The organism is Xanthobacter pollutisoli (genome assembly GCF_040044995.1).
In the GTDB taxonomy this organism is placed as follows: domain Bacteria; phylum Pseudomonadota; class Alphaproteobacteria; order Rhizobiales; family Xanthobacteraceae; genus Xanthobacter.
Genome location: NZ_JBDZDP010000001.1, coordinates 554,930 through 580,522, shown reverse-complemented (window position 1 = coordinate 580,522; position 25,593 = coordinate 554,930). Strand labels below are relative to the sequence as shown.

Sequence of the window (25,593 nt, the reverse complement as noted above, 5' to 3'; positions counted from 1 at the left end):
CGGGCCGCGATCAACGCAAGGAACCTTGGCGCTTTCCGGGTCGTTTCCTCGGCAAAAGGAGAACGGCCATGCCCGCCACTGCCCATTCGACGACGCGTATGCGCGCATTCCCTGTTGTGGTGCCTGCCGCAACGCTCACCTGCGCCCGCGTCTGCGCGACGGGAGCGGTGGGGGCGGTGATGTTCCTTCTGGCTTCCGCCGGTCCGTCTCCCGCCGCAGCGCAATCTGTGACGCCTGCGACGCCGTCGACCGGATGCGAGCAGCCTGCCCACCAAGCCGAAACCCCGGTGCCCCAGGGCTCCAATTCGGGCACCCAGCCCGGCAGCGCGTCCACGGGCTGGAGTGGCGCGACGGGCGGGTCGTTCACGGGGACGACGAACCAGGTGCCGACGCCCGGCTCGCCCAGCGATCATCCGCAGACCGTGACCGGCGTCGATCCGAAGGTCGGGTCACAGCGTAAGTGCTGATAAGCCAAGCGCGAATTCGAGAACTCGCAAGATCGCCTGAGGCTAACTTTCGGCTAGACTCTTGAGAGCCCCTGTACGGCGCCATTTGATCTCGCCCAAATCATAGCTTGTTTGGTGTTGAACAACCCTGGCGTCGGCGTCGGAGGCATCGCCCATACGGGCGTCGACGCGCCTGAGCAGTTCGGGCACCGGCACATCCAGCCAGACGCCTGAAAAGCGCACCCCCGCCTCCTCGGCCACGGCCTCGATCGCATCGCGCTCCGTCGCACGGGCGTGGACGGCGTCGACGATGGCGCAATAGCCACAGGCGAGAACCCGCCGTACCACGTCCCGCAGGCGGTCATAGACCCTTGCACCGACCTCCGCAGTATAGGCCTCGGGCGGCAAACGGTCGGTCTCGGCCACGCCGAACATGCGCTTTCGCTCAATGTCGGACCGGACGATCACCGCACCTGGCGCCGGACTGAAGTCGCATGCGATCTTAATGGCTTGCGTGGTCTTCCCGCTGCCGGAAAGGCCGCCGATGGCGACCAGCCGCGGGCGATCCTTTGTTGCGTCTCGCGGCTCGGAGGCGAGAAAGCGGAGGGCCTCGGCAAAGGCGTGGCGCACCCGGCGCTCGGCCTGCGAACGAGCGTCGCTGGAAAGATGCGCCAGACCGGCCCCTTCCACCTTGGCGCGGATGGCGGCGCGGATGCTGAGGAAGAGCGGCAGCGCCTGGAGCGCCTCGATCTGGGCGTCGTCGCTTGCCCAGAGGTAGCGGTTGAAGACGTCATTGGCCTGAGCCTTGAGGCCCCTCTGCCACAGATCCATGAGCAGGAAGGCGAGGTCGTAAAGAACGTCACAGGTGGCGATCTCATCGTTGAACTCAATCGCATCGAACAGCACCGGCTCTCCGTCCAAAAGGACGACATTCCGCAGATGCATGTCGCCGTGGCAGCGGCGGACGAAGCCGGCGGCGCTACGGGACTTTAGCACGGGGGCGACGCGCTCAAGAGCGGCGTCCGACAGCCGCGCCAGTTCGGCAATGTCGTCGGGTGGAAACAGCTCCGGCCGGGCGGTAAATTCCCTTGTGCTGTCCGCGATATACATCCCGAGCCGCCCGGCTATGTCGAAGCCCCGGCGGATGGGGGCGACGGCGTGGGCGCGAACCACCGCGGCCGCGAGCGCGCGGGTCACGGGGGCGTTCAACTCCCCCCGCTCCGCCACCTTGTCAAGGGTGAGGCCGCTGTCGAAGCGGCGCATCTTCACTGCAAATTCAATGACTTCACCCCCGCCGCCAAGCGCAAGGCGGTCGCCTTCGCGGGTGATGGGGACAACGCCGAGATAGAGGCCCGGGGCCGCGGCGCCGGAGATTTCCACCTCGGCGGTGCAGGCGGCGTGGCGTTTTTCAAGGGTGGAGAAGTCCATGAAGGGAAAGAGGACGGCGCGCTTCACCTTGTAGGCGAAAGGTCCGGCGAGAAACACCGCAGCCCCGTGGGTGTCGATACGCATCACCGCCTCGTCAAGGCCGTAAGTGGCTGGATCTTCAAGGAAAGCGAACACGCGGCTCTGGTCCGCCACCACATGGTCGGCGGGCGGAATGAGCGGGGCGGCCGGAGTCGGATCGGACATGCGCAGGTCCCGAAGGAGGGGGGCCGGCGAGATGCCGGAGCGCGCAGATTAGAGCGCGATCCGGTGGGATTGAAATGACGCCACCCGAGGTTTCCGGCGGGGTTCAAGGCCGGTTCAGGGGGTGATCGCCACTTTCAGCACCCCGTCGCGCTGGTTGGCGAAGAGATCGTAGGCCGCCTCGATGTCGTCCAGCCGGAAGCGGTGGGTGACGAGGGCGCGGGTATCCACCCGGCCCGAGGCGACCACGTCCATCAGCCGGCGCATGCGCTCCTTGCCGCCCGGGCAGAGGGAGGTGACGATGGTGTGGTCCCCGAGGCCGGCGGCGAAGGCGTCGAGGGGGATCTTGAGGTCGCCGGAATACACGCCGAGGGAGGAGAGCGTCCCGCCGGGACGCAGCACCCGCAGCGCCGCCTCGAAGGTCTCCTGCCGACCGAGCGCCTCGATGGCGACGTCCACCCCGCGCCCGTCGGTGAGGCGCAGGATCTCCTCCACCGGATCGACCTCGGAGAAGTCCACCACTTCGTCGGCGCCCATGGCGCGGGCGACCTCCAGGCGGGCGGGCACGCGGTCCACGGCGATGATGCGCGTCGCGCCCATCAGGCGGGCCCCGGCGGTGGCGCTGAGGCCGATGGGCCCCTGGGCGAAAACCGCCACCGTGTCGCCGATGCGGACCTTCCCGCTCTCCGCCCCGGCAAAGCCGGTGGACATGATGTCCGGGCACATGAGCACCTGCTCGTCGGCAAGGGCATCCGGCACCGGGGCGAGGTTGGTCATGGCATCCGGCACCACGAGATATTCCGCCTGCGCGCCGTCGATGGTGTTGCCGAAGCGCCAGCCGCCCATGGGCTTGAAGCCGTGCTTCATGCGCGGGCCGTCCTGGGAGCAGACGCCGCACAGGCAGGCGTTGGAATAGCCCGACGGCGTGATGGCGCCGGCGATCACCCGCTGGCCCTCGGCGAAGCCCTCCACGGCCGAGCCCAGTTTTTCGATGATGCCCACCGGCTCGTGGCCGATGGTAAGCCCCTTGGCGACCGGATACTCGCCCTTGAGAATGTGGACGTCGGTGCCGCAGATGGTGGTGGTGGTGATGCGGATGAGCGCGTCCAGCGGCCCCACGTCGGGGATCGGCTTGTCCTCCAGCACGATGCGGTTGGTCTCGACGAAGACGGCGGCCTTCATCTTCGCCCGGCCCGGACGATGGCGCTCGACCACGGCGGCGGGCGTGGCTGTGTCGGTCGCAATGTCTGTCATGGTGCGGTTCCTTTGACGGCGTCCCTTGTCGGGGCTTCTGGGTCGCGTCGCCGCCTGCCGGCCACAGTCGCACGCCGGCGGGACGACGTCTTGTCGGTATCGCGATCGTCACCATGAAGCCGGGCCGGGGCATTGATGCCGGTCAACGCAGGTTGGGGGCGACCCAGAAAAAGCCCGTCATGCTGTCGGGAGCGACGGCGCGTGGGCGTTCCTCGAAGGGATAGTCACCCACGGAGGCGGTCATGGCCGACATCCCAGCATCGAAGATCACGCCCTGCCTGTGGTTCAACGGCGAGGCGGAGGCGGCTGCGGACTTCTACGTCTCGCTCTTGCCCGGCAGTCGCATCGTCCACATCCAGTTGAATGCCGTGGACGCCCCCTCCGGGCCGAAAGGGTCGGTGCTGGCGGTGGTCTTCGAGCTCGCGGGCCAGCGCTTTCTCGCCTTCAACGGTGGGATGACGATGGAATTCACCCACGCCATTTCGCTCCAGATTGACTGCGATGACCAGGCGGAGGTGGACCGCCTGTGGGCGGCCTTCACGGCCGAGGGCCGGGCCGAGCAGTGCGGCTGGGTGCGCGACCGCTGGGGCGTCGCCTGGCAGATCGTGCCGAAGCGCCTGAACGCGCTGCTCATGGACCCCGACCCGGACCGCGCCGGGCGCGCTTTGGCCGCGGTCCTGGAGATGGTGAAGCCGGACATCGCCGCCATCGAGCGGGCGGTGGACGGCGGTTGAGGGGGTGGGCGCGGGATGGGGGCGGACCCGCTCCGCGATTTTGTGTAGACTTGCGCCGGCGCCGTTGGGTGCCGGCTTTTTCAGTGGCGGGGCGGCCCGGCCGTACCGGCGATTTTCAGACGGGGATTTTTCATGATGAACGATACTGCGGTGAGCCCCATCGCGCCCGAAGCCATCGCGCGTTGGACCGCCCTTTCGGAGGATGCGCCGCTGCGGCTCGCCCTCACCCGCACCGATCTCGACAACCTGCTTTTGGCGCTGCGCACCCTCGCCATCGGCCAGAGCGAGCTGACCGCGGCCGTGGCCGCCCATGTCAACCAGGACCACGGCGCCTGCGTCGATGCCATGATGCGGGCGAGCGAACTGTCCCACGCCGCCTTCGACCGGATCAACGCTTTGGTGGGCTCGGTGATGAAGGGCGCGGTGATCGCCGGCATGGAGGCCGCGGCGCCCTGAGGCGGAGCGCGCCTCGGCCGGCGAAACCCGGCGGCCGCCTTGCAGCATGATGGGTTTGAGCGCGGGCGCGGATCGGCTAAGCAGAAGCTGAACCGCCGCCGAGGAGCCTGCCCACATGCCTGCGACGTTCGAGGTTCCCGGCCTCCTGACGTTCACCATCGCCATCCTGGTGTATTTCCTGGGCGCCGGGCTCAACGGGTCGATCGCGCCGGTGCGGCGCTGGAACATTCCCGAAGCGGTCTCGGGCGGCATCGTGGCGGCGCTCGCCACGCTCTTCGCCTATCGGGTGCTGGGCATCGCAGTGGCGTTCGACCTGACCGCCCGCGACCTGCTGCTGCTCTATTTCTTCACCGGCATCGGGCTCAATGCCCGCCTGTCGGACCTTGCCACCGGCGGGCGGCCGCTCGCCATCCTGCTGCTGCTCACCGTCTGCTATCTCGTGCTGCAGAACGTGGTGGCGGTGGGCGGCGCGGCGGCGCTGGGCCTGCCCGAGGGCATCGGCCCGCTGCTCGGCTCTGTGTCGCTGGTGGGTGGCCATGGCACCACCATCGCCTGGGCGCCGCTGATCGCCCAGCGCACCGGCATCGCCAACGCCATGGAGATCGGCATCGCCAGCGCGACTCTCGGGCTCGTCATCGCCAGCCTCGTGGGCGGCCCGGTGGCCGGCCTGCTGATCGCCCGCTTCAACTTGCGCGGCGCCGAACCGGCCGCGCCCATGGTGGGCCTGCCGGAGGACAGCACCGCGCCCGGGGGCGGGCAGATCACCTATCGCAACATCCTCGCAAGCCTGCTGGCGCTGAACGTGGTCATCATCATCGGCTTCGCCCTGGAAGGGGCGGTGGAGAAGACCGGGCTCAAGCTGCCGATGTTCGTCGTTTGCATGCTGGTGGCGATCCTCATCACCAATGCCGTGCCGCGGCTGGCGCCGCGCCTGCCGTGGCCGGCCCGCACCCCGGCCCTGGCGCTGATCTCCGACCTGTCGCTGAAGATCTTCCTCGCCATGTCGCTCATGAGCATGCAGCTGTGGACGCTGGGCGGGCTCGGCCCGGCGCTGGCGGCGGTGCTGGGACTGCAGACGCTGGTGGCGGTGGCCTATATCCTGTTCGTGGTGTTCCCCGCCATGGGGCGCGATTACCAGGCGGCGGTGCTGGCGGCCGGCTTTACCGGCATCAGCCTCGGCGCCACGCCCACCGCCATCGCCAACATGACGGCGGTGACGCGCACCCACGGCCCCGCGCCGCTCGCCTTCATCATCCTGCCGCTGGTCTCCGCCTTCTTCATCGACATCGCCAACGCCCTCGCCATCGGCTTCATGCTGCGCTGAGGCGGCTGCGCGCAGGCGGCTCTGGAGGGGGGCGCTGGCGGGGAGCGCCGACGGCCGCCGCGCGCAAGGTCTCAAATGAGAAAAAGTAAAAACTGCGAAGGCAGGTTATAATAGTTCTCGAAAAGGTAGTTTCGAGACCTGAGAACCGTTAGCATTTCTTGTTGTAATCTTCAATCCGGTGTTGTCCTATGTTGTTGGCGCAATAGTGCTGCGCTAGCGTTGATTGTGGAAGCCGGAGGGGCGCAGTTTCCGCGCCATCTCCCGATCGTAAAATTCATTCAATCCATAAAGAGACGAGGACATGGCTGTCACGGTGATTTTCGGCTCCGACGGTGGAGCCACAAAGGGTGTTGCCTCCAAGATCTCCAAGAAGTGCAAGGGCCGCTCCGTGGATATCAAGGACGCGACATCGTCCGATTTCGAGAATTGCGATCTTCTCATCCTCGGTTCTCCGACCTATGGCGACGGAACACTCCAGACCGACTGGGAGGAGAACATCGACAAGCTGCGCGCCGCCCGTCTCAAGGGCAAGAAGGTCGCGCTCTTCGGCACCGGGGACCAGGAAACCTATCCCACCTCCTTCGTCGACGCGATGGGCATCCTCTATGACGAGGTCACCGCGCTCGAGGCCGAGGTCGTCGGCTTCACCGAGACCAAGGGCTACGATTACGTGGGCTCCACCGCGGAACGGGACGGCCAGTTCGTCGGCCTCGCCCTCGATCAGGACACGCAGTCCGGCATGACCGACAAGAGGGTGACCGCATGGCTCAGCACGCTTCCGCTCTAGGCGAGGTCCTCGGCGGCACGGGTGGCGCGGAGGCCGATTGGCCTCCGCTGCCGGTCCGCCTGCCGCTGGCCGGCGCCGACGCATCGCTGATGCGGCTGTTCCATCACCACGTCTACGAATACGGGCGGGGCGTGCGCGCCTTGTTCCTGATGACCATCTCCACGCGCGAGCTGCCGCCGCTGCTGGCCCGGCTGGAGCGGCACGGCATCGACCATTTCGTGCAGCAGGTCAGCCCCGCCAAGGTCAATCTGTTCTTCGGCCGCGAGGCCTTCGTGGCGGTGGCGCGGGCGCTGGTGACGCGGCCGCTCAACACCCTCTCGGCGGAAGAGGATTTCATGCTGGGGACCATGCTGGGCTACGACCGCGAGCAGCAGTGCCGGCGCTATCTCACGCGCTCCGGCCGGGCCATGCCCGAGGCGGCCCTTGCCGCCGAGTGATCCATAGCCGGCTCGGCCCTTATGCCCGGGAATCTCGGGCGCGGGCGCGCCCGCTGGCGGTTCAGCTGGTGAACCTGGCCCGATGCGGACCGTCGTCGGCGCAGATCTGCAGCTTGAGGCGGGTCTTAGCCCGCGGTTTCGCTTTCCGCGTGGCGGGTGGCCAGCGGCAGCGAGGCGGTGGCGAGGAAGGAGCGATAGCGCCGGCGCGCGTCCATGGCGGTGCCGTTATCGGCGATGGCGGCTTCCTGCAGCTCGGCCAGCGCCCAGGGCGTGGGGTCCACCGGGATGGCGACGATCTGCGGTGCGGCGCGGGAGGTGATCTCGATGACGTCGTGCGGGGTGAGCGCCTGCAGCGCATGGGCGGCGAGCTGGCGCTGGTAGGCGCGGCGTTCCGCCGAAAGGGTCTCCCACGGCTCCAGCAGGGGATAGCGCTGCTGCGAATAGGCGTGCATCGCGCGCGCCATGCGCTCCACCATATCCGTCGCCACCATGCCCCGCCCCCTTACGCTCGAACGCGAAACGCTTCACGCAAACCGTCCGGTGCGCTGTCCGCGCAAGCCCCCCGGACGCACGGAGCATGGCGGGCGCTCCTTTCCCGGAAGTTGCCGCGGGGCGGGCCTCGGGTCCCGCTTGTCCTTATGGTCAATGCGCCGTTAATGCACGGGCGGTCGCCTTGCGTTGCATTGCGGCGGCGGAGCCGCGCCACTAGGATGCCGCCAACCAAGCGATCAGGGAGCCCGTCCGATGTCCGTGAAGCTGAACGACCTCAAGGTGAAGCTGTTCACCGACGGGGCCGACAAGGCGCAGATCGTGGAAATGGCGAAGCAGCCCCACATCGCCGGCTTCACCACCAATCCCTCCCTGCTGCGCAAGGCCGGCGTCACCGATTACGAGGCCTACGCCCGCGACCTCGTCGCCGCCGTGCCGGACCGGCACATCTCCTTCGAGGTGTTCTCCGACGAAATCGCGGAAATGCGCGCCCAGGCCCGCGTCATCGCCACCTGGGGCGAGCATGTGCACGTGAAGCTCCCGGTCTCCACCACCCGCGGCGAGACGCTCTACGATCTGGTGCGCGATCTGGTGCAGGACGGCGTGAAGGTGAACCTCACCGCCATCTTCGACGTGCCGCAGGTGGAGGAGGGGGTGAAGGCGCTGGCCGGCGGCGCGCCCTCCATCATCTCGGTCTTCGCCGGTCGCCTCGCCGACCTCGGCATCGATTACAAGCCGGCCATTTCCCGCGCGGTGGAACTCTCCCGCGCCACCCCCAACGTGGAGGTGATCTGGGCCTCTACCCGCGAGGTGTGGAACGTGATCGAGGCGGACGCCATGGGCTGCCACATCATCACCGCCCCCGCCGACGTGCTGAAGAAGCTGCCGGCCATGGGCTCGCGCACCGCCGCCGAGCTCTCCCTCGACGCGGTGAAGGCGTTCCGCGCCGACGCCCTGGCCGCCGGCCTCACCCTCGACCTCAAGGGCCGCGAAGCCGCCGAATGAGGCGTCTGCCGCAGGAAGCTGCACGGCGCGCCTTTAGGCACTGCGGCATTGCGCCCGCCTGTTGCGCTGATACACTGGCCGCAAGGCGCAGCCCGCAGCGGATACGCGGCGTGGCCTGAGCGCAACGGTCCGCCTTGCGGCGAGGGGTTCGACATGAGGGACGAGACGCGCCGGCCCGGTGCGGGTTCGGAGCAGTCCTCCCGTGGTAATGCCGTAGCGGAAGCCGCGGCGGATACGCGGCAAGCGGGCACGCCACAGGCCGACGGGAGCGCCGCCCGGCCCGCGTGCGCCACCGCTCCCGACGCCCGACCCCTCGCGCCGGACTGCGGCGAGGCCGCCGACGCGCCCGCCCGATTCTCTTCCGCCCCTCCCGGCCCGTCCCCCGACGCTGCACCCGAGCCAAGGTTCGTCCCGCAGCACGCGGTCTATGCGGCCATCGACCTTGGCACCAACAATTGCCGCCTGCTGGTGGCCCGCCCCACCGCCCGCAGCTTCCGGGTGGTGGATGCGTTCTCGCGCATCGTCCGCCTCGGCGAGGGATTGGCCGCGTCCGGCCGGCTCTGCTCCGAGGCCATGGACCGGGCGCTCGCCGCCCTGGAGATCTGCGCCACCAAGATGGACATGCGCGGCGTCACCCGCGCCCGCATGGTGGCCACCGAGGCCTGCCGCTCCGCCGCCAACGGCGAGGAATTCTGCGCCCGGGTGGAAAGCCGCACCGGCCTGACGCTGGAGGTGGTGGACCGCCGCACCGAGGCGGGGCTCGCCGCCACCGGCTGCGCGCCGCTGGTGGACCCCACCTGCGACGGCGCGGTGCTGTTCGACATCGGCGGGGGATCCACGGAAGTGGTGTGGCTCGGCCGCCGCTCCGCCGGCGACGATGGTCCGCCCCGCGCGCGCATCCGCTCCTGGGTGTCGCTGCCGGTGGGCGTGGTCTCCCTGTCCGAGCGCCACGGCGGGGTGCGGGTGTCGCCCGACATCTTCGCCACCATGGTGGACGAGGTCTGCGCCATGCTCGACGGCGTGCGCCAGAGCTGGGGCGTGCGCGCCCCCGGGCGCATGCATCTCTTGGGCACTTCGGGCACCGTCACCACGGTGGCCGGCATTCATCTTGGCCTCGAGCGCTACGACCGCGCCCGGGTCGACGGCGCATGGCTCGGCGCCGCCCATATCGAGCAGGTGGTGGATCGCCTGATGGCCATGTCGTTCGAGGAGCGGGTGGCCAATCCCTGCATCGGCGCCCAGCGCGCGGACCTCGTGCTCGCCGGCTGCGCCATCATGGAGGCGGTGCGGCGCATCTTCCCCACTGACCGCCTGCGGGTGGCCGACCGCGGCCTGCGCGAGGGCATGCTGGTGCAGCTCATGCGCGCCGATGGCGCGTGGCGCCGCAACCGGCCGCCGCCCGCCGCCGCCGGAGGAGCCCCCGCGTGACCACCCCGCCCCGCGGACCCGACGGCCGCCCCCTCAAGGTGCGCGTGAAGACCTCGCGCGGCCGCACCACCTCCCAGCAGAAATGGCTGCAGCGCCAGCTCAACGATCCCTATGTCGCCCGCGCCAAGCGCGAGGGCTGGCGCTCGCGCGCCGCCTTCAAGCTCATCGAGCTGGACGAGAAGGCGAAGCTTCTGAAGCGCGGCCTGCGCATCGTCGACCTCGGCGCCGCGCCGGGCGGCTGGAGCCAGGTGGCGGCGAAGAAGATCGGGCTTGAGGAAGGCCACGGCAAGATCGTCGCCATCGACCTCCTGGAGATCGACCCCATCCCCGGCGTCGTGTTCGCGCAGATGGACTTCCTCACCCCCGAGGCGCCGGACCGCCTGATGGAGATGCTGGGCGGCCAGGCCGACCTCGTCATGTCGGACATGGCGGCCAACACCACCGGCCACAAGAAGACCGACCACCTGCGCATCGTCGGCCTCGTCGAGCTCGCCGCCGCGTTCGCCCGGCAGGTGCTGGCGCCGGGCGGCGCCTTTCTCGCCAAGGTGATCCAGGGCGGCACCGAGGGCACGCTGCTCGGCGACCTCAAGCGCGACTTCGCCGTGGTGAAGCACATCAAGCCCGCCGCGAGCCGCGCCGATTCGGCCGAGCTTTACGTGCTGGCCACGGGCTTCAGGGGGCGGAACGCTGCCCTGGAGGACGAGGGCAACGATGCGGGCCTCACCGGGGGCGAGGCGGAGGCCTGAACGGCGCTCCTCAGTCCGGCGGCACCTCGCTGCGCGGGTCGTCGAGGTCGGGCTTGCGGGCGGTCAGCGAGGCGCCGGCATCCTTCGGCAGTCGGATGAAGTACAGCAGGCTGAGCGCGCTCACCGCCGCCACCGCCAGGAAGGCGGCGGAGAAGTCCGCCTGCGTCACCGTCGTTTCCCCCCGGTGGGCGCGCAGCGTCTCCAGCACCAGCCCGGCCAGCGCCACGCCGAAGGACAGCGAGACCTGCTGCGCCACGCTGGCGAAGGAGGTGGCGCGGCTCATCTCGTGCGGCTCCACGTCGGCATAGCTCAACGCGTTCAGGGCGGTGAACTGGAGCGAGCGCAGGAAGCCGCCCACGAGCAGCAGCATGATGATGACCCAGTGCGGCGTGAGCGGCGTGAAGGTGGCGTTCACCGCGATGAAGCCCGAGCAGACGAGGGCGTTGGCGACCAGGACCCGCTTGTAGCCGAGGCGCCGCAGGATCGGCGCGGCGGTGAATTTCATCGCCATGGCACCGGCCGAGGCGGCGAAGGTGAGCAGGCCGGAAGCGAAGGGCGAGAGGCCGAAGGACAGCTGCAGCATCAGCGGCAGCAGGAAGGGCAGGGCGCCGATGCCCACGCGGAACAGCGAGCCGCCCACCACGCCGGCGCGGAAGGTGGCGTGGCGCAAGAGGCTGAGGTCGAGCACCGCGTGGGGGGTGACGCGGGCGTGGCGCACGTAGAGCGTCATGGACAGCGCCCCGACCCCGGCGATGGCGAGGGCGGCCCACAGGGGCACCAGCACCTCCTGACCCGCCACCGCGAAGCCGAACACGAGGCCGGCGAGCCCGACGCCCGAAAGCACCAGCCCCTTCAGATCCAGGGGCGGCACGTCCTCCTCGCGGACGTTCTCGATGAAGCGGGTGGCGAGGAACACGCCGAGGATGCCGATGGGCACATTGATGAAGAAGATGAACCGCCAGTTGAAGAACGTCGTGATGAAGCCGCCCAGGGGCGGCCCGAACACCGGCCCGAGCAGCGCCGGAATGGTGAGCCAGGCGAGGGAGGACACCAGCTCGGACTTCGGCACGGTGCGCAGGATGACCAGCCGGCCCACGGGAACCATCATCGCCCCGCCGAGCCCTTGGATGATGCGGTAGAGCACGAAGTCGCCCAGCGAGGAGGAGAGGCCGCACAGCACCGAGCCCACGGTGAAGATGACGATGGCCGAGCGGAAGACCGTGCGCGCGCCATAGCGGTCGGCGGCCCAGCCCGATGCCGGGATGAAGACGGCGAGGGAGAGCAGATAGGAGGTCATGGCCAGCTTGAGCGAGACCGGGTCCTCGCCGAGATCCTTGGCGATGGCCGGCAGCGAGGTGGCGATGACGGTCGCGTCCACCTGTTCCATGAACAGGGCACAAGCGACGATGAGGGGAATGAGAACCTGGGGCGGCAGCGCCTTAAACGGCATGGGCTTTTCCATCGGGCCGCGCGCCTCGGGGGGCGGACGGCGGGCGTGCCCGTCTCTCCCGCAATAGGGGCTGGCCCTGGCGGGATCAACTGCCCGGACGCCGGCGGGCGGGGCTTGGGCGGGTCACGATTCGGCTATCTGCGCCCTGCGGGCGGGCGATCCTTGCGGCAGCTGCGGGGAACACCATATGCATCGTCGGGCCTTGAGGAGGGCCGCGAACGACCATGATCTACATTCTCGCCGCTCTGCTTCCGCCGGTCGGCCTGCTGGTGAACGGGCAGCCGATCTCGGCCCTCGTCAATCTGGTGATGATCGTGCCCTGCATCCTGCTGGGCCTGATTTTCCCGCCGCTGTTCCTGGTGCCCAGCGTGCATGCGGTGATCGCCGTGCACATGCGGCGCACGGACCGGCGCCAGCGGGAGGTCATCGACGCCATCGAGCGCTCGGGCGGCGTGCCGCCGCGCGACTGGCGTCCCTGAGCGGGCAGGCACGCGCCGCGTCCCGATCCACCGCGTCCACCCCTCTCCCGTCGGGAGAGGGGCAGGGGTGCGGGGTTCGCGGGTCGGCCGGCCGGATCTCGCCGCCTATTCCACCGTCAGCACGATCTTGCCCACGTGGGCGCTCGCGTCCATGCGGGCATGGGCGCCGGCTGCGTCGGACAAGGGGAAGGTGGCGTCCACCACCGGCCGGAAGCGCCCGTCGGCGATCAGCGGCAGCACATGCTCCACCACAGCGGCGGAAATGGCCGCCTTCTCCGCCACCGGGCGCGAGCGCAAAGTGGAGCCGGTGTGGGTCAGGCGCTTCAGCATGAGGCGCATGAAATCCACCTCCGCCTTCGCGCCCTGCTGGAAGGCGATCTGCACGATCCGCCCGTCCTGCGCGGCGGCCTCGTAATTCTTCTGGATGTAAGGCCCGCCGATCATGTCGAGGATGACGTTGGCGCCCTTGCCGGCGGTGAAGCTCTTCACCTCGGCGACGAAGTCCTGGGTCTTGTAGTTCACCGCCGCGTCGGCGCCGAGCTTCAGGCAGGCGGCGGCCTTTTCGTCCGATCCCACGGTGACGATGACGCGGGCGCCGAACGCTTTCGCCAGCTGGATCGCCGTGGTGCCGATGCCGCTCGCCCCGCCGTGCAACAAAAGCGTCTCGCCGGCCTTCAGCGCGCCGCGCTCGAAGATGTTGCTCCACACGGTGAAGACGGTTTCCGGCAGCGCCGCCGCTTCCACCGCCGAGAGGCCGTCGGGAATTGGCAGAGCGGTGGCCTCATGGGTGGTGCAATATTGCGCGTAGCCGCCGCCGGTCACCAGGGCGCAGATCCGATCGCCCACCTTGAAGCGCGATGCCCCCTCGCCCAGCGCCACCACCGTGCCGGCGATCTCGAGGCCCGGAATGTCCGAGGCGCCGGGCGGCGGCGGGTAGAGGCCCTTGCGCTGCATCACGTCCGGCCGGTTGACGCCCGCCGCCTCCACCTTCACCAGAAGCTCGCCGGGCGCGGGGGCGGGCACCGGGCGCGGGCCGGGCAGCAGCACCTCTGGCCCGCCGGGTGCGGCGATGGTGATGGCGGTCATGGTCTCGGGAAGGGCGACGGCAACGGACATCAGTTACTCCGAAAGCGGCGGGGCGCCGCCGGGCTGGCTCTTTAAACCTTGGCGCCGGCGCGCAAAATAGGGCGGGGAACCGCGCTGGCCTGAGGCCTGTCGCCGGTCGCCGGGGAGAATAGGGACAAGGAGGGGTAAAGCCAATGGACGAGGAGCCTTTGCCGAAGCCGCGCGACCCGCTGGTGGCCCAGGACATCTCGCGCCTGTCGGAGGACGAGATCGCCCATCGCATCGACCAGCTGAAGGCCGAGATCGCGCGCCTCGAGACCGCCCTCGAGGCCAAGCGCGCCTCGCGCGCCGCGGCGGCCGCCGCGTTCAAATTCTAGGGGCAGGCGTGCCGCGGGAAAAATCGGGGCGAGGTGGATAAGGCCTTCGCGTTAACGCGGCGTTAATTCCCGTGGGTCATGATGGCGTTGTCCGTTGGAAAGATCCTCCCCGGACTTCTGGCATATCTCCCTGTCGGACTTCGAGCCGCCGCAAGGCGGCTCTTCTTTGCGCAAGCCCCGATATCCCCAGCCCCTGTTCGCGCGTTACCCCTTTACGACGCGGCGGCCGCGCGCCTTGATGTTGCCGCCGGACAGGAAGGGGCAGGCAGGTGGGGCATCAAGGCGGCATGGACGCGCAGGCGCTGGCGGCGGGTTTCGACCGCATCGCCGACGCCGAGGCGCGCCTCGCCGGCGCGCGGGAGCGTCTGTCGCGCGCCGATGCCGCGATCGTGACCCGTTTCCTGATGGACCTCTCCGCGGCGCTTCTGCTGCTCGCGGACCGCCGCGAAGGCGGCATCGGCCGGGCCAAGTTCCGTGAGGTTGCCGCTGCGCTCGACCTCACGCCGCCCGCCGGGCTTCTGGCCGCTCTGCCGGCGGCGGCGCGACTCGCCGTGCTGGACCTGTCCGCCCTCGCCGCGACGCTTTCGCAGCAACTGACCGAGAATTCGGCCGCCGGCACCGTGCCGGGGCCGGACAACGAAAAGCCGCGACGGCGGCATGTCCCTCGACGGGGCCGCCCGCGGCTTTCTCTCGTCCCACCGTCGCTGTGACGGTCTTTCAATCTGACGCTGCCGAACCGAAAGCCCTGCGACCGAGACGCGCAGGGCCAAGGCGCGCCGGGGGCGCGTCCCGTCCGGGCCGGCGGGTCCGGCTCAGCCCTTGAGCAGGGCGCCGAACTTGTTCTTGAAGCGCGAAACGCGGCCGCCGCGGTCCATCAGCTGCTGGCTGCCGCCGGTCCACGCGGGATGGGTGCGCGGGTCGATGTCGAGCTGGAGGGTGTCACCCTCCTTGCCGTAGGTCGACCGGGTCGTGTACTCCGAGCCGTCCGTCATCACCACCTTGATGAAGTGGTAATCGGGGTGGATGTCGCTCTTCATTGGTTCAATCCTTTATCGCCACGCCGTTCCGCTTCCGCGGCCGGCAGCGTCAAATTCGGTTCCTGACGGAAGTGGCGGGTCTATAGCCGAGTGCATGCCTTGACACAAGCCGACACCTCATCCGCCGTCGCCGATCCCGTGCCCGGCGCCAAGCCGCGGCGCAATCTCAGGCCCCTCGGCGGGCTCGCCCCCTATCTTTCGCGCTACCGCGCGCGGGTTCTGGCGGCCCTGGCGGCGATTCTCGTCGCCGCGCTCGCGACCCTCGCGCTGCCCATCGCGGTGCGGCGCATGATCGACTTCGGCTTCGCCGCCGACCATGCCGGCCTCGTGGACCGCTATTTCGCGGTTCTGGTGGCGGTGGTGGCCGTGCTCGCGCTGGCCTCGGCCGTGCGATATTACCTCGTCACCACTTTGGGCGAGCGGGTCGTGTCGGACCTGCGATCCGCCGTCTTCGCCCGCCTCGTGACGCTCGACGGCGCCTTCTACGATACCGCGCGTTCTGGCGAGCTGACCTCGCGCCTCACCGCCGACACCACGCAGCTCAAGTCGGCGGTGGGCGCCTCGGCCTCCACCGCGCTGCGCAATCTGGTGCTGTGCCTCGGTGCCATCGTGATGATGGTGGTGACGAGCCCGCGCCTCTCCGGCCTGGTGCTGGTGGCCATCCCCATCATCGTGCTGCCCCTGGTGGCGTCGGGCCGCAAGGTGCGCCGCCTGTCGCGCCACGCCCAGGACACGCTGGCGGAGGCCTCCGCTTATGCCGCCGAGGCGCTCAACGGCATGCGCGCCCTGCAGTCCTCCAGCGCCGAGGGCGCGGCCCGCGGGCGATTCGATGCGGCGGTGGAGGAGGCCTTCGCCGCGGCGCGGGGCGCCACGCGGGCGCGGGCGTGGCTTACAGGGGTCGGCATCTTCCTCGTCACCGCCAGCATCGTCGCGGTGCTGTGGACGGGCGCCCAGTCGGTGCTCGCCGGCACCATGACCTCCGGCGCGCTCAGCCAGTTCGTGCTCTATGCGGTGCTCGCCGCCGCCTCCCTCGGCAATCTGTCGGAGACCTGGGGCGAGGTCTCCGCCGCCGCCGGCGCCGCCGAGCGCATCGGCGAGCTGCTGAAGGCCGAGCCGCAGGTGCGCCCGCCGGCGCGCCCGGTGCCGCTGCCGGCGCGGGTTTCCGGCGCGATCCGCTTCGACGAGGTGTCCTTCGCCTATCCCACCGCCGGGGACCGGGCGGCGCTGCACGCCGTCTCCTTCACCGTGCGGCCGGGCGAGCGGGTGGCGCTGGTCGGCCCCTCGGGCGCCGGCAAGAGCACGGTGTTCCAGCTGCTGGAGCGCTTCTACGAGGCGCAGGCCGGCCGCATCCTGCTGGACGAGACCGACATCCGCGATGCCGACCCGGTCGACGTGCGGCGGCAAATGGCGCTGGTGCCGCAGGAGGTGGCCATCTTCGCCGACACGGTGCGCGCCAACATCCGCCTCGGCCGGCCCGACGCCACCGACGCGGAGGTGGAGGCGGCGGGCAAGGCGGCGCTGGTGGACGAGTTCGTCGCCCGCCTGCCGCAGGGCTGGGATTCGCGCGTCGGCGAGCGCGGCGTGACGCTCTCGGGCGGGCAGCGCCAGCGCATCGTCATCGCCCGCGCCATCCTGCGCGGCGCGCCCATCCTGCTCCTCGACGAGGCGACGAGCGCCCTCGATGCCGAGAGCGAGACGCTGGTGCAGACCGCCTTGGAGCATTCCATGGTGGGGCGCACCACCCTCGTCATCGCCCACCGGCTCGCCACGGTGCTCTCGGCCGACCGCATCATCGTCATGGAGGCGGGGCGCGTGGTGGACGAGGGCACCCACGCCGAGCTGGTGGCCAAGGGCGGCCTCTACGCCCGTCTCGCCCAGCTCCAGTTCCACGCGGCCGCCTGAAGCGCGCCGCGACGCCCGCACCCGCCGGCGCCCGCGGCCGCGCTTGGCCGGGCCGGATGATTGGGCTATCTTCCCTGCGATATGCTGCGCACCCTCCGCATCCTCATGCTCCTCCTCGCTGCCGGCGCTTTCGCGCTGACGAGTGCCGGGTGGAACGCTGCGGGTGCGCGCGCCCTCGGCGGGGCCCATGCCCATGCCCATGAGGCTTCGGCAGTCGCCGGGACCGGGCCGGGCGCAGACCATGCGCATGCGCCCGCCGGTCATGGCGCCCACCACGCCAGCGCCGACGGCAGCCACGCTCCCGCCTCGCACGAGGCCGCGCACGTTACAAAGACGCACGCCGCCCACCCGAGCGCCGGCTCCCACGACCATGCGTCGGGTGCCGATGCGTCCACCGGCGGCCACGACCATGCGGGCGAGGCCAATCCCTGCTGCGCCACCGCCTGCCACATGGCGGTGCCGCCGACGGCCCATGTTCCGGTCTTCGTCCGTGTCGCGGCGGGCAAGCAGCCGCTGCCTGCCGATACGAAGGGCGTCACCCGCGTCGCACAGGGTCTCGACCGGCCGCCGAAGGGCCTGATCTCCCAAGTCGGCTGATCCGCCGGATCATCGAGGTCGCCGGACGCTCCGGGCGGGGGATGTTGCATCGCCCGCCGACCCGCGTACCCCATGGCGTGACGTCCCTTGCTCCCGCCGCTTCGCGCGGCCGGCGCCGCGGCGTCCATGGCCCCGATTGATCCCGCCCGTCGCCGACGCCCGGTCGCGGCCGCCTTGGCGCGGACCGCCCCACCCTCATCCAGACACAGAGCGCGGCGGCGCGAGACCGCCCGCGCGCGGGGTGCATTCATGAGATCGCTTCTGCTGGCCGCGACGGCCGTGCTCGTTGCTGCGTGCTCGGGGCCGCCGTCCATCGCCGTAGGCCCGGACCCGGCCGATCCGGCCGCGCCGGTGCGCGCCACCCGTTATGCGCCGGTGTTCGCCGGCGAGGTCGATTACCGCCCGGTGGAACCGCGCTCGTGGATCGAGCAGAACCGGGCCGCCACGCCGGGACAGGGTGGGCGGTGATGGCCGCGATCGCTCTGCGGCGCCACCTCGCGGCGCCTTTGCTGCTGCTCCTTGGCGGCTGCGCCAGCTTCACGCCCGACGGCGGCATGACGCCCGTCGCCAACCAGGTGGCCGGCGAGACCGGCGCCTCGGTGCTGAAGATCTCCTCCACCGAGGCGGCCGCCGAGGCGCAGGCGCGCGTCGCGGCGCTACTGTCCCGGCCCCTCGACGCGCGGGCGGCGGCGCAGATCGCCCTCCTCAGCAACCGCGGGCTTCAGGCGCAATACAATGCCCTCGGCATTTCCGAGGCGGACTATGTGGCCGCGAGCCTTCCACCCAACCCCGTCTTCGGGGTGGAACGGCTCTCGGGCGGCGGCGAGCTGGACATCGAGCGCCGGCTCGCCGCCAACCTGCTTGCCCTGCTGACGCTGCCCGCGCGCACGGAAATCGCGAAAAGCCAGTTCGAGGCGGCCCGCCAGAGGGCGGTGGAAGCCACCTTCCGCACGGCGGCCGAGGCGCGGCGGGCCTATTACCGTGCGGTGGCGGCGCGCCAGACGGAAGTCTTCCTGGAAAGCGCCCGGCGGATCGCCGATGCGGCCGCCGACCTGACCGTCAAGCTGGGCGAGACCGGCGCCGCGACCAAGCTCGACCAGGCCCGCGCCAGCGCCTTCTATGCCGAGGTCTCCAGCACCCTGGCGCAGGCGCGCCTTGCATCGGCGACCGAGCGCGAGGCACTGACCCGCAGCCTCGGCCTGTGGGGCGCCGACACCGCCTTCCGGCTGCCGTCGCAGCTGCCGCGGCTGCCCGGCCGCCTGCGGAGCGTCGGCCATGTGGAGGCGGAGGCGGTCATGCGCCGCACCGACCTCATCGCCGCCCGCCTCGAGCTGGATGCCCTGTCGAAGACCCTCGGGCTCACCGAGGCGACGCGCTTCGTCTCGCTCATCGACGGTGCCTATCGCAGCAACTACCAGCGCGCCGGCAACGAGACGCTGCGCCCCTCCGGCTTCGAGCTGGAGGTGCAGGTGCCGCTCTTCGACCTCGGTGAGACGAAGGTGCGGCGCGGCGCGGAGGTCTACATGCAGGCGGTGAACCTGCTGATGGAGCAGGCAGTGAACGTGCGCTCCGAGGCCCGCGCCGCTTATGTGGGCTATCGCGCGCGCTACGACATCGCGCGGCAGTACCAGGCGAAGATCCTGCCGCTGCGCAAGATCATCAATGAGCAGGCGCTGCTGCAATACAACGGCATGCTCATCGACGTCTTCGAGCTGCTCACCACGGAGCGCGAGAGCATCGACAGCTCCGTCGCGGCCATCGCCGCGCAACGCGATTTCTTCCTCGCCGAGGTGGATTTCGAGACGGCCATCACCGGCGGCGGCAGTGGCCGCGCCATGGTCGCCTCCGCCGCCTCCCCCTCCGCCGAGAGCGATTGAGGAGAGCTCCCATGCCCCATTCCCCCAAGACCCCCCCGCGCTCCAGCCTCTCCCGCAGGGACATGCTCGGCGCCTCCGGCGCCCTCGCTTTGATCGGGGCGAGCGCGGTCTCCGGCCGCGTCCAGGCGGCCTCCATTCCCGAGGCCGCCACGATGAAGGAGGCGACCATGCAGCCGCCCCTCGTGCCCACCACGGGCCCGGACTACCAGCCCGTGGTGACGCTCAACGGCTGGACCGCCCCCTGGCGGATGAATGGCGACTTCAAGGAATTCCACCTTGTCGCCGAGCCGGTGGTGCGCGAGATCGCCCCCGGCATGGTGGCGCACCTGTGGGGCTACAACGGCCAGTCGCCGGGACCGACCATCGAGGCGGTGGAGGGCGACAAGGTGCGCATCTTCGTCACCAACCGCCTGCCGGAGCACACCACGGTGCACTGGCACGGCCAGATCCTGCCGAGCGGCATGGACGGCGTCGGCGGCCTCACCCAGCCGCACATCAAGCCCGGCCAGACCTTCGTCTACGAGTTCCAGCTGCGCAAGAGCGGGACCTTCATGTACCACCCCCATGCCGACGAGATGGTGCAGATGGCCATGGGCATGATGGGCTTCTTCGTCGTCCATCCGCGCGACCCCGCCTTCCGCCGCGTGGACCGGGACTTCGTCTTTCTGCTCAACGCCTACGACATCGAGCCCGGGGCCTATGTGCCCAAGGTCAACACCATGCTCGACTTCAACCTGTGGACCTGGAACAGCCGGGCCTTCCCGGGCATCGATCCGTTCGTGGTGGGCAAGAACGACAAGGTGCGCATCCGCTTCGGCAACCTCACCATGACCAACCACCCCATCCACCTGCACGGCTACGACTTCAAGGTGTCCTGCACCGATGGCGGCTGGGTGCCCGAGGCGGCGGCGTGGCCGGAGGTGACCATCGACTGCGCGGTGGGCCAGATGCGGGCGTTCGATTTCGTCGCCGAGCATGCGGGCGACTGGGCCATCCACTGCCACAAGTCGCATCACACCATGAACGCCATGGGCCATGACGTGCGCACCTACATCGGCGCGAACGTGAAGCAGGCGGCGCAGAAGATCCGCCGCATGGTGCCGGACTACATGCCCATGGGCGCGTCCGGCATGGCCGAGATGGGCGCGATGGAGATGCCGCTCCCCGACAACACCCTGCCCATGATGACGGGCTTCGCCCAGTTCGGCCCGTTGGAGATGGGCGGCATGTTCTCCGTTGTGAAGGTGCGCGAGGGCCTCGCATCCGGTGACTACAAGGACCCGGGCTGGTTCGCCCATCCGCCCGGCACCGTCGCTTATGCCTGGACGGGCCCGACCGCCGCCGCCGCCCGTGCGCCATCCTCTTCGGCCGCACCGGCCGGCGGGGTGGAGGTGAAGGTGGTGAAGCCGAGCGGTCATTCCGGCCATTCCGGCGGTCATGCGCGCTGAGTTTTCTGCTCCATCACCTTGAGAGGCATGTCATGACAAGATCTTTGCTGGCCGCGCTGTTTTCGGTGGTCCTCGTCGGCCCCGCTCTTGCCGACCCGGGCCACGGCCATGGCGGGCAGCGCGCCTATGGCGTTCCGGGCGATCCCGCACGCACCTCCCGCGTGGTGGAGGTGGTGATGAGCGATGCCGACGGCCGCATGCGGTTCGAGCCCGACAGGGTGGAAGTACGCCGGGGCGACCAGATCCGCTTCGTGCTGCGCAACACCGGCGTGCTCGACCATGAGCTGGTCCTGGCGACGCTTGAGGACAACCTCAAGCACGCCGAGGTCATGCGCAAGCACCCCGACATGGAGCATGACGATCCCAACGCCCGGCGCCTGATGCCGGGGGCGTCCGGCGAGATTCTCTGGAAATTCACCAAGGCGGGAACCTTCGATTTCTCCTGCCTGATCCCGGGTCACCGCGAGGCGGGGATGACCGGCACCATCATCGTCAAATGAACGGAAAGGACAGTGCCATGCGCAGGACCAGTCTCGCGATCGCCGCGCTCTTGTGGGCGGGCGCCGCCGCGGCCCAGGCCGTGCCGGCCTCCGGCGAGGTCACCCGCATCGACACGGCGCAGAACAAGATCACGCTGCGCCACGGGCCGATCAAGAACCTCGACATGGAGCCCATGACCATGATCTTCACGGTCGCGGATCCCGCCGTGCTGAAGACGCTGAAGGTCGGACAGAAGGTCACCTTCGAGGCGGACCGGGTGGACGGCCGCCTGACGGTGACGAAGATCCAGGCGGCGAAAAAATAAGCCCCGACAGGCGCGCACCACCGGCGGGCGCGGAGCGGCCGGTGGTGCGCGGGAGGTGCGCCGGTCGTGCGCTCAGCGGCCGGTGGCGGCGAGCATCTGCTCGGGATAGCGCTCGCCCTCGATGTCGATGGCGCTGAGGGCCTGGCGGATGTCGGCGAGGTCCTCGGCGGTCAGCTCGACCGCCGCGGCGCCAAGATTCTCCTCCAGCCGGTGGACCTTGGTGGTGCCGGGGATGGGCACGATCCAGGGCTTCTGGGCCAGCAGCCAGGCGAGGGCGATCTGGGCCGGGGTCGCGCCCTTGGCGGTGGCGATGCGCTTCAAGAGATCGACGAGGGCCTGGTTCTTCTCCATCGCATCCGGCGTGAAGCGCGGCAGGCTCCGGCGAAGGTCGTTCGGCGTCATCTGGGTGTCCTTGCCGAGCGCGCCGGTCAGGTAGCCCCGCCCGAGGGGGCTGAACGGCACGAAGCCGATGCCCAGCTCCTCGCACACCTCGATGATGCCGTTGGTCTCCGGCCCGCGGGTCCACAGGGAATATTCATTCTGAAGGGCGGCCACCGGCTGCACCGCATGGGCCCGGCGGACCGTGGCCGCGCCCGGCTCCGACATGCCGAAATGCTTCACCTTGCCGGCGTCGATCAGCTCCTTCACGGTGCCCGCCACATCCTCGATGGGCACGGCGGGATCGACCCGGTGCTGGTAGAAGAGGTCGATCACATCCACGCCCAGCCGCTTCAGCGAGGCGTCGGCGACCTTGCGGATCTGCTCCGGCCGGCTGTCGGTGCCGGACGACTTGCCGTCGACGATGTTGAAGCCGAACTTGGTGGCGATCACCACCTTGTCGCGCACCGGCCGCAGCGCCTCGCCGACGATCTCCTCGTTGGTGTAGGGGCCGTAGACTTCGGCGGTGTCGAAGAAGGTCACGCCGAGGTCCACCGCCTTGCGGATGATGCCGATGGCGTCCGCCCGTGCGATGGGTGTCCCGTAGCTGAAATTCAGCCCCATGCAGCCGTAGCCGATGGCCGAAACCTCAAGGCCGGTGCTGCCCAATGTGCGCTTCTGCATGGGTCTTCTCCACGGAGGGGGATGATGGTCGGCGGGGAGCATAGGCTGGTCGGCAGCATTCCATAAGACAGGTCTGCCGGCATGCAGCTATGCGCCGGCTTCATGAGCCTTCCGCGCTTCGTGATCCGGCCGCCGCCGCAACGCCCCTTGGCACCGATCTTGAATGAGCAGGCGCGACCTGACAGGGGCGGGACACCAAGATGCAGCAAAAGCCCGACAGCGGCGACTACCTTTCGCTTTTCGGCCAGTACAAGAAGGACTTCGGCGACGTCTACATGGACCCGGAGGACGAGCGCTTCCGGTTTCTGTTCGACCAGATCTGCCGCATGCTCACCCAGCCGTCGGCCTTCAACCTCAGCCTGCCGGAGCAGTTCCGCACCACCGCCTTCCGCTATCTGGAAGGCGACCCGCACACCGTCGCCCACATGAAGACGGTGGAGAACCGCCACTTCATGCTGAGCGACCTCTTCGACTACATCCATCTCGTGCAGACCATGGGCGGCTCCTGGGACCAGCGCGGGCGCTGACGCCTTCCGGTCCAGAACCACCGGTCATCGGCGGCCAGTCCTGCGCCGCCCTCCTGGGGAATGCCATTGGAAAAGCGCGCGCTCGGTACGTCCGGCTTTACAGTCGCCCCTCTCGCCCTCGGCGGGAACGTCTTCGGCTGGACGGCCGACGAGGCAACCTCCCTTTCCCTCATCGATGCCTTCGTCGAACGGGGCTTCTCCCTCATCGACACGGCAGATGTCTATTCCATCTGGGTGCCGGGCCATCAGGGCGGGGAATCCGAGCGAATCATCGGCCGCTGGCTGAAGCGGGGCGGTCGGCGGGAGGCCATCCACATCGCCACCAAGGTGGGCATGGACATGAAGGCGGGCGGCAAGGGCCTGTCCCGCGCCCACATCATCGCCGCGGCGGAGCAGGCGCTGCGCAATCTGGGCACCGATCACATCGACCTGTTCCAGGCCCATATCGACGACATCACGGTGCCGCTGGACGAGACACTGGAGGCTTTCGCCGGGCTCGTCGCGGCGGGCAAGGTGCGTGCCGTGGGCGCCTCCAACTACACCGCTCCGCGCCTCGCAGAGGCCCTCGCCGCAAGCGCTTCCGGCGGCTATCCGCGCTTCAGCGTGCTTCAGCCCCACTACAATCTTGCCAACCGCGCCCTGTTCGAGGGGGCGCTGCAGCAGCTCTGCCTCGCCGAGACCATCGGCGTCATTCCCTATTATGCTCTGGCCGCCGGCTTCCTCACCGGCAAGTATCGCCGGCCGGAGGACCTGGCGGGGCGGGCGCGGGGCGGCACCGTCGCCCATTATCTCGATCCGCGCGGCCTCGATCTGCTGGGCGAGATGGACCGCATCGCCGCCCGCCTCGGCGCCACCACCGCGCAGATCGCCATCGCCTGGCTGATGGCCCAGCCCGCCGTCACCGCGCCCATCGTCAGCGCCACCAGCCTTGCACAGCTGGAGGAGATCATGGACGCGGCGCAGGTGAGGCTCGATGCGGCCGCCCTCAGCCGGCTCGACCGCGCCAGCATCTGACCCGGGCGGAGCGCCGTTCAGGCGTGGGGTGCGGGATGCGGTGCGGCGGCCGGGGAGAGATCCGGCGGGAACAGGCCGGCCTGGAAGCAGCTGCTCATGTGCTCCACCTTGGCGACGGCGCGCGCCGCGGCCACCGGATCGAGCACGGCCGCGGCACTTTCCCTGAACAGGGCAACCCAGCGCACGAAATGCTCCGGCCGCAACTGGAGCGACACGTGGGCGGCGAACGGGATGCCGCTGTAGCGCGTGGTGCCCAGCAGGGTCCGCGACCAGAAATCCTGCACGATGCTGTAATGGCTCTCCCAATCGGGGATCGCGCGAGCGAAGACCGGACCAAGCAGCGGATCGGCGGACGCCTTGCCATAGAAATCCTGCACGAGGCGCATCAGATCGTCCTCGCTCACATCCATGGCGGCGCCGGGCTGCTCGCCGTGGCCGGCAAGGCCCTCCGCCCGGTCACGCACCAGGGCGGTGGTCTCGGGCGCGGCCCATCCGGTGCGATGGGCGACGTTCAGCGGTGGATTGTAGCGGCCGACGATGTCGCGCAGCGTATGGACGCGCACCCGCTCCAGCGCCCGTTCCAGCACGAACAGGCCATCGGCGAGGCCGGCCTCCTGCGGGACGGCGGAGCGGAAGGCGGCGAGCGCCCCGGCCATGTCGGCGCCCTCGCCGGCATACAGCGGATAGAGGCGGGCGCCGACGCGCTTGGTGACGATGAACAGGCCCGGCGCCTCGGGCGCTTGCGCGACGGCGTCGAAGGCGTAGCCGCCGAAATCGGCGCGCGCTGCACCCACCTCCGGCAGCCGCAGCGCGGCGCTGGTGTCGGGGCGGTGGGCGGCTTCGGCGGGCGGGCGCATCTCGCTCATGGCTGCTGCTCCCTCGATGATGGCGGCCCGGTCAGGCCTTGTCCTCGCCCTCGGCCGGCGGTGTCTCCACGATGCGCAGGACGGGGCCGCCGGGGCGCAGCGGCGTGCGCTGCGGCGCCTTCTTCTGCCACGGGGCGCGAATGCGGATGGTCGTGCCGGGGACGATGCGCGGCATGACCGTAGTGTTGCCCTTGTCCCATTTCATGACGCGTCCTCCCCGAAGGCGGCGTCCTCCCCCGAAGGGCTGCGCGCCCGCGCGTCGAGCTGTATCGCGAGGGTAGGAACGCCGCGCACCCGCGGCAAGGCGAAATCCGCCGGCCGCGGCTCAAGTTTCAGGCTGCCGCCAAAATGG

The 25,593-nt window shown here is 69.7% G+C and carries 30 protein-coding genes; 21 read left to right on the top strand and 9 right to left on the bottom strand.

Annotated features, from left to right (window positions below; genetic code table 11):
* Positions 1-68: 68 nt before the first annotated feature.
* Positions 69-467 (top strand): hypothetical protein, encoded by a 399-nt coding sequence (locus tag ABLE93_RS02780; RefSeq protein ID WP_348837768.1) that lies wholly within the window; start codon positions 69-71, stop codon positions 465-467.
* Positions 468-509: 42 nt separating this feature from the next.
* Here the strand turns inward: ABLE93_RS02780 and ABLE93_RS02775 are convergent, their stop codons facing one another.
* Positions 510-1,901: a bifunctional aminoglycoside phosphotransferase/ATP-binding protein gene (locus tag ABLE93_RS02775; RefSeq protein WP_348837766.1), complete on the bottom strand. Its 1,392-nt coding sequence runs from the start codon at positions 1,899-1,901 to the stop codon at positions 510-512.
* A gap of 291 nt (positions 1,902-2,192) precedes the next feature.
* Positions 2,193-3,257, bottom strand: a complete 1,065-nt coding sequence (locus tag ABLE93_RS02770; RefSeq protein ID WP_348838465.1) for an NAD(P)-dependent alcohol dehydrogenase — start codon at positions 3,255-3,257, stop codon at positions 2,193-2,195.
* A 314-nt stretch (positions 3,258-3,571) separates the two neighbouring features.
* Between ABLE93_RS02770 and ABLE93_RS02765 the strand changes: the two genes are divergently transcribed.
* The 5 genes from ABLE93_RS02765 (at position 3,572) to ABLE93_RS02745 (ending at position 7,067) form a co-directional block, all read left to right on the top strand.
* Entirely contained in the window at positions 3,572-4,063 is a 492-nt protein-coding gene (locus ABLE93_RS02765; protein WP_348837765.1) for a VOC family protein, read from the top strand.
* A gap of 132 nt (positions 4,064-4,195) precedes the next feature.
* On the top strand, positions 4,196-4,519 hold the full coding sequence (locus ABLE93_RS02760) for a hypothetical protein (RefSeq protein ID WP_348837763.1): 324 nt from the start codon (positions 4,196-4,198) through the stop codon (positions 4,517-4,519).
* Positions 4,520-4,634: 115 nt separating this feature from the next.
* Positions 4,635-5,843 carry a sodium/glutamate symporter gene (gene gltS / locus ABLE93_RS02755; protein WP_348837761.1) on the top strand — a complete coding sequence of 403 codons (1,209 nt, stop codon included), beginning with the start codon at positions 4,635-4,637 and terminating at the stop codon, positions 5,841-5,843.
* A 301-nt stretch (positions 5,844-6,144) separates the two neighbouring features.
* The gene (gene fldA, locus ABLE93_RS02750; RefSeq protein WP_348837760.1) at positions 6,145-6,630 is read left to right on the top strand and encodes a flavodoxin FldA; all 486 of its coding nucleotides are present in this window, start codon (positions 6,145-6,147) and stop codon (positions 6,628-6,630) included.
* Positions 6,606-7,067, top strand: a complete 462-nt coding sequence (locus ABLE93_RS02745; protein WP_348837759.1) for a DUF2023 family protein — start codon at positions 6,606-6,608, stop codon at positions 7,065-7,067. Before fldA ends, ABLE93_RS02745 begins: the two co-directional genes overlap by 25 nt.
* A 125-nt stretch (positions 7,068-7,192) precedes the next feature.
* Here ABLE93_RS02745 and ABLE93_RS02740 read toward each other — a convergent pair whose 3' ends face one another.
* Entirely contained in the window at positions 7,193-7,558 is a 366-nt protein-coding gene (locus tag ABLE93_RS02740) for a hypothetical protein (protein WP_348837758.1), read from the bottom strand.
* A gap of 253 nt (positions 7,559-7,811) precedes the next feature.
* Here ABLE93_RS02740 and ABLE93_RS02735 point away from each other — a divergent pair, with 253 nt between their 5' ends.
* From ABLE93_RS02735 to ABLE93_RS02725, 3 genes are all read left to right on the top strand, one after another.
* Positions 7,812-8,561, top strand: coding sequence for a transaldolase family protein (locus ABLE93_RS02735; protein WP_348837756.1), 750 nt, complete (start codon positions 7,812-7,814; stop codon positions 8,559-8,561).
* Between the two features lie 153 nt (positions 8,562-8,714).
* Positions 8,715-9,989, top strand: a complete 1,275-nt coding sequence (locus ABLE93_RS02730) for a Ppx/GppA phosphatase family protein (RefSeq protein ID WP_348837755.1) — start codon at positions 8,715-8,717, stop codon at positions 9,987-9,989.
* Positions 9,986-10,735, top strand: a complete 750-nt coding sequence (locus tag ABLE93_RS02725) for an RlmE family RNA methyltransferase (RefSeq protein ID WP_348837753.1) — start codon at positions 9,986-9,988, stop codon at positions 10,733-10,735. Before ABLE93_RS02730 ends, ABLE93_RS02725 begins: the two co-directional genes overlap by 4 nt.
* A 10-nt stretch (positions 10,736-10,745) precedes the next feature.
* Here the strand turns inward: ABLE93_RS02725 and ABLE93_RS02720 are convergent, their stop codons facing one another.
* Positions 10,746-12,185, bottom strand: coding sequence for a DHA2 family efflux MFS transporter permease subunit (locus ABLE93_RS02720; protein ID WP_348837752.1), 1,440 nt, complete (start codon positions 12,183-12,185; stop codon positions 10,746-10,748).
* A 224-nt stretch (positions 12,186-12,409) separates the two neighbouring features.
* Between ABLE93_RS02720 and ABLE93_RS02715 the strand changes: the two genes are divergently transcribed.
* The gene (locus ABLE93_RS02715; RefSeq protein WP_348837751.1) at positions 12,410-12,664 is read left to right on the top strand and encodes a hypothetical protein; all 255 of its coding nucleotides are present in this window, start codon (positions 12,410-12,412) and stop codon (positions 12,662-12,664) included.
* Positions 12,665-12,769: 105 nt separating this feature from the next.
* Here the strand turns inward: ABLE93_RS02715 and ABLE93_RS02710 are convergent, their stop codons facing one another.
* Positions 12,770-13,780, bottom strand: a complete 1,011-nt coding sequence (locus tag ABLE93_RS02710) for an NAD(P)H-quinone oxidoreductase (protein ID WP_348837749.1) — start codon at positions 13,778-13,780, stop codon at positions 12,770-12,772.
* A 143-nt stretch (positions 13,781-13,923) separates the two neighbouring features.
* Between ABLE93_RS02710 and ABLE93_RS02705 the strand changes: the two genes are divergently transcribed.
* Both ABLE93_RS02705 and ABLE93_RS02700 read left to right on the top strand, forming a co-directional pair.
* Positions 13,924-14,106 carry a DUF1192 family protein gene (locus ABLE93_RS02705; RefSeq protein ID WP_348837748.1) on the top strand — a complete coding sequence of 61 codons (183 nt, stop codon included), beginning with the start codon at positions 13,924-13,926 and terminating at the stop codon, positions 14,104-14,106.
* Positions 14,107-14,393: 287 nt separating this feature from the next.
* Positions 14,394-14,816: a hypothetical protein gene (locus tag ABLE93_RS02700; protein WP_348837747.1), complete on the top strand. Its 423-nt coding sequence runs from the start codon at positions 14,394-14,396 to the stop codon at positions 14,814-14,816.
* A gap of 102 nt (positions 14,817-14,918) precedes the next feature.
* On the opposite strand, the gene rpmE is transcribed toward ABLE93_RS02700, so the two are convergent.
* Entirely contained in the window at positions 14,919-15,143 is a 225-nt protein-coding gene (rpmE, locus tag ABLE93_RS02695) for a 50S ribosomal protein L31 (protein ID WP_024277552.1), read from the bottom strand.
* Positions 15,144-15,242: 99 nt separating this feature from the next.
* Between rpmE and ABLE93_RS02690 the strand changes: the two genes are divergently transcribed.
* From ABLE93_RS02690 to ABLE93_RS02660, 7 genes are all read left to right on the top strand, one after another.
* The gene (locus ABLE93_RS02690; RefSeq protein WP_510182961.1) at positions 15,243-17,045 is read left to right on the top strand and encodes an ABC transporter transmembrane domain-containing protein; all 1,803 of its coding nucleotides are present in this window, start codon (positions 15,243-15,245) and stop codon (positions 17,043-17,045) included.
* 81 nt (positions 17,046-17,126) lie between these two features.
* Entirely contained in the window at positions 17,127-17,642 is a 516-nt protein-coding gene (locus ABLE93_RS02685; protein ID WP_348837745.1) for a hypothetical protein, read from the top strand.
* Positions 17,643-17,891: 249 nt separating this feature from the next.
* On the top strand, positions 17,892-18,110 hold the full coding sequence (locus tag ABLE93_RS02680; protein WP_348837744.1) for a hypothetical protein: 219 nt from the start codon (positions 17,892-17,894) through the stop codon (positions 18,108-18,110).
* Positions 18,110-19,519: a TolC family protein gene (locus ABLE93_RS02675; RefSeq protein ID WP_348837743.1), complete on the top strand. Its 1,410-nt coding sequence runs from the start codon at positions 18,110-18,112 to the stop codon at positions 19,517-19,519. Before ABLE93_RS02680 ends, ABLE93_RS02675 begins: the two co-directional genes overlap by 1 nt.
* A gap of 11 nt (positions 19,520-19,530) precedes the next feature.
* Entirely contained in the window at positions 19,531-20,967 is a 1,437-nt protein-coding gene (locus ABLE93_RS02670; RefSeq protein WP_348837741.1) for a multicopper oxidase family protein, read from the top strand.
* 32 nt (positions 20,968-20,999) lie between these two features.
* A complete protein-coding gene (locus ABLE93_RS02665; RefSeq protein ID WP_348837740.1) occupies positions 21,000-21,467 on the top strand; it encodes a cupredoxin domain-containing protein in 468 nt (155 codons plus the stop codon).
* Between the two features lie 17 nt (positions 21,468-21,484).
* The gene (locus tag ABLE93_RS02660; RefSeq protein ID WP_348837739.1) at positions 21,485-21,772 is read left to right on the top strand and encodes a copper-binding protein; all 288 of its coding nucleotides are present in this window, start codon (positions 21,485-21,487) and stop codon (positions 21,770-21,772) included.
* A 72-nt stretch (positions 21,773-21,844) separates the two neighbouring features.
* Here the strand turns inward: ABLE93_RS02660 and ABLE93_RS02655 are convergent, their stop codons facing one another.
* Positions 21,845-22,834: an aldo/keto reductase gene (locus ABLE93_RS02655; protein WP_348837737.1), complete on the bottom strand. Its 990-nt coding sequence runs from the start codon at positions 22,832-22,834 to the stop codon at positions 21,845-21,847.
* A gap of 200 nt (positions 22,835-23,034) precedes the next feature.
* On the opposite strand from ABLE93_RS02655, the gene ABLE93_RS02650 reads away from it, so the two are divergent.
* Positions 23,035-23,361 carry a hypothetical protein gene (locus ABLE93_RS02650; RefSeq protein ID WP_348837736.1) on the top strand — a complete coding sequence of 109 codons (327 nt, stop codon included), beginning with the start codon at positions 23,035-23,037 and terminating at the stop codon, positions 23,359-23,361.
* Between the two features lie 66 nt (positions 23,362-23,427).
* Positions 23,428-24,375: an aldo/keto reductase gene (locus tag ABLE93_RS02645; RefSeq protein ID WP_348837735.1), complete on the top strand. Its 948-nt coding sequence runs from the start codon at positions 23,428-23,430 to the stop codon at positions 24,373-24,375.
* A gap of 17 nt (positions 24,376-24,392) precedes the next feature.
* Here ABLE93_RS02645 and ABLE93_RS02640 read toward each other — a convergent pair whose 3' ends face one another.
* Together ABLE93_RS02640 and ABLE93_RS02635 are read right to left on the bottom strand one after the other, a co-directional pair.
* A complete protein-coding gene (locus tag ABLE93_RS02640; RefSeq protein WP_348837734.1) occupies positions 24,393-25,241 on the bottom strand; it encodes a group III truncated hemoglobin in 849 nt (282 codons plus the stop codon).
* 31 nt (positions 25,242-25,272) lie between these two features.
* Complete coding sequence (locus ABLE93_RS02635) at positions 25,273-25,446, bottom strand: hypothetical protein (protein WP_348837733.1); 174 nt, start codon at positions 25,444-25,446, stop codon at positions 25,273-25,275.
* Positions 25,447-25,593: the final 147 nt, after the last annotated feature.

Excerpts from the sequence above, each read along its gene's own strand:
- ABLE93_RS02715 (WP_348837751.1), top strand. The coding sequence starts at position 12,410 with ATGATCTACATTCTCGCCGCTCTGCTTCCGCCGGTCGGCCTGCTGGTG.
- ABLE93_RS02720 (WP_348837752.1), bottom strand. The coding sequence starts at position 12,185 with ATGCCGTTTAAGGCGCTGCCGCCCCAGGTTCTCATTCCCCTCATCGTC.
- gltS (WP_348837761.1), top strand. The coding sequence starts at position 4,635 with ATGCCTGCGACGTTCGAGGTTCCCGGCCTCCTGACGTTCACCATCGCC.
- ABLE93_RS02735 (WP_348837756.1), top strand. The coding sequence starts at position 7,812 with ATGTCCGTGAAGCTGAACGACCTCAAGGTGAAGCTGTTCACCGACGGG.
- ABLE93_RS02740 (WP_348837758.1), bottom strand. The coding sequence starts at position 7,558 with ATGGTGGCGACGGATATGGTGGAGCGCATGGCGCGCGCGATGCACGCC.
- ABLE93_RS02670 (WP_348837741.1), top strand. The coding sequence starts at position 19,531 with ATGCCCCATTCCCCCAAGACCCCCCCGCGCTCCAGCCTCTCCCGCAGG.
- ABLE93_RS02635 (WP_348837733.1), bottom strand. The coding sequence starts at position 25,446 with ATGAAATGGGACAAGGGCAACACTACGGTCATGCCGCGCATCGTCCCC.
- fldA (WP_348837760.1), top strand. The coding sequence starts at position 6,145 with ATGGCTGTCACGGTGATTTTCGGCTCCGACGGTGGAGCCACAAAGGGT.
- ABLE93_RS02760 (WP_348837763.1), top strand. The coding sequence starts at position 4,196 with ATGATGAACGATACTGCGGTGAGCCCCATCGCGCCCGAAGCCATCGCG.
- ABLE93_RS02655 (WP_348837737.1), bottom strand. The coding sequence starts at position 22,834 with ATGCAGAAGCGCACATTGGGCAGCACCGGCCTTGAGGTTTCGGCCATC.
- ABLE93_RS02675 (WP_348837743.1), top strand. The coding sequence starts at position 18,110 with ATGGCCGCGATCGCTCTGCGGCGCCACCTCGCGGCGCCTTTGCTGCTG.
- ABLE93_RS02730 (WP_348837755.1), top strand. The coding sequence starts at position 8,715 with ATGAGGGACGAGACGCGCCGGCCCGGTGCGGGTTCGGAGCAGTCCTCC.
- ABLE93_RS02640 (WP_348837734.1), bottom strand. The coding sequence starts at position 25,241 with ATGAGCGAGATGCGCCCGCCCGCCGAAGCCGCCCACCGCCCCGACACC.
- ABLE93_RS02685 (WP_348837745.1), top strand. The coding sequence starts at position 17,127 with ATGCTGCGCACCCTCCGCATCCTCATGCTCCTCCTCGCTGCCGGCGCT.
- ABLE93_RS02650 (WP_348837736.1), top strand. The coding sequence starts at position 23,035 with ATGCAGCAAAAGCCCGACAGCGGCGACTACCTTTCGCTTTTCGGCCAG.
- ABLE93_RS02780 (WP_348837768.1), top strand. The coding sequence starts at position 69 with ATGCCCGCCACTGCCCATTCGACGACGCGTATGCGCGCATTCCCTGTT.
- ABLE93_RS02660 (WP_348837739.1), top strand. The coding sequence starts at position 21,485 with ATGCGCAGGACCAGTCTCGCGATCGCCGCGCTCTTGTGGGCGGGCGCC.
- ABLE93_RS02665 (WP_348837740.1), top strand. The coding sequence starts at position 21,000 with ATGACAAGATCTTTGCTGGCCGCGCTGTTTTCGGTGGTCCTCGTCGGC.
- ABLE93_RS02700 (WP_348837747.1), top strand. The coding sequence starts at position 14,394 with ATGGACGCGCAGGCGCTGGCGGCGGGTTTCGACCGCATCGCCGACGCC.
- ABLE93_RS02770 (WP_348838465.1), bottom strand. The coding sequence starts at position 3,257 with ATGAAGGCCGCCGTCTTCGTCGAGACCAACCGCATCGTGCTGGAGGAC.
- ABLE93_RS02710 (WP_348837749.1), bottom strand. The coding sequence starts at position 13,780 with ATGTCCGTTGCCGTCGCCCTTCCCGAGACCATGACCGCCATCACCATC.
- ABLE93_RS02680 (WP_348837744.1), top strand. The coding sequence starts at position 17,892 with ATGAGATCGCTTCTGCTGGCCGCGACGGCCGTGCTCGTTGCTGCGTGC.
- ABLE93_RS02765 (WP_348837765.1), top strand. The coding sequence starts at position 3,572 with ATGGCCGACATCCCAGCATCGAAGATCACGCCCTGCCTGTGGTTCAAC.
- ABLE93_RS02745 (WP_348837759.1), top strand. The coding sequence starts at position 6,606 with ATGGCTCAGCACGCTTCCGCTCTAGGCGAGGTCCTCGGCGGCACGGGT.
- rpmE (WP_024277552.1), bottom strand. The coding sequence starts at position 15,143 with ATGAAGAGCGACATCCACCCCGATTACCACTTCATCAAGGTGGTGATG.
- ABLE93_RS02705 (WP_348837748.1), top strand. The coding sequence starts at position 13,924 with ATGGACGAGGAGCCTTTGCCGAAGCCGCGCGACCCGCTGGTGGCCCAG.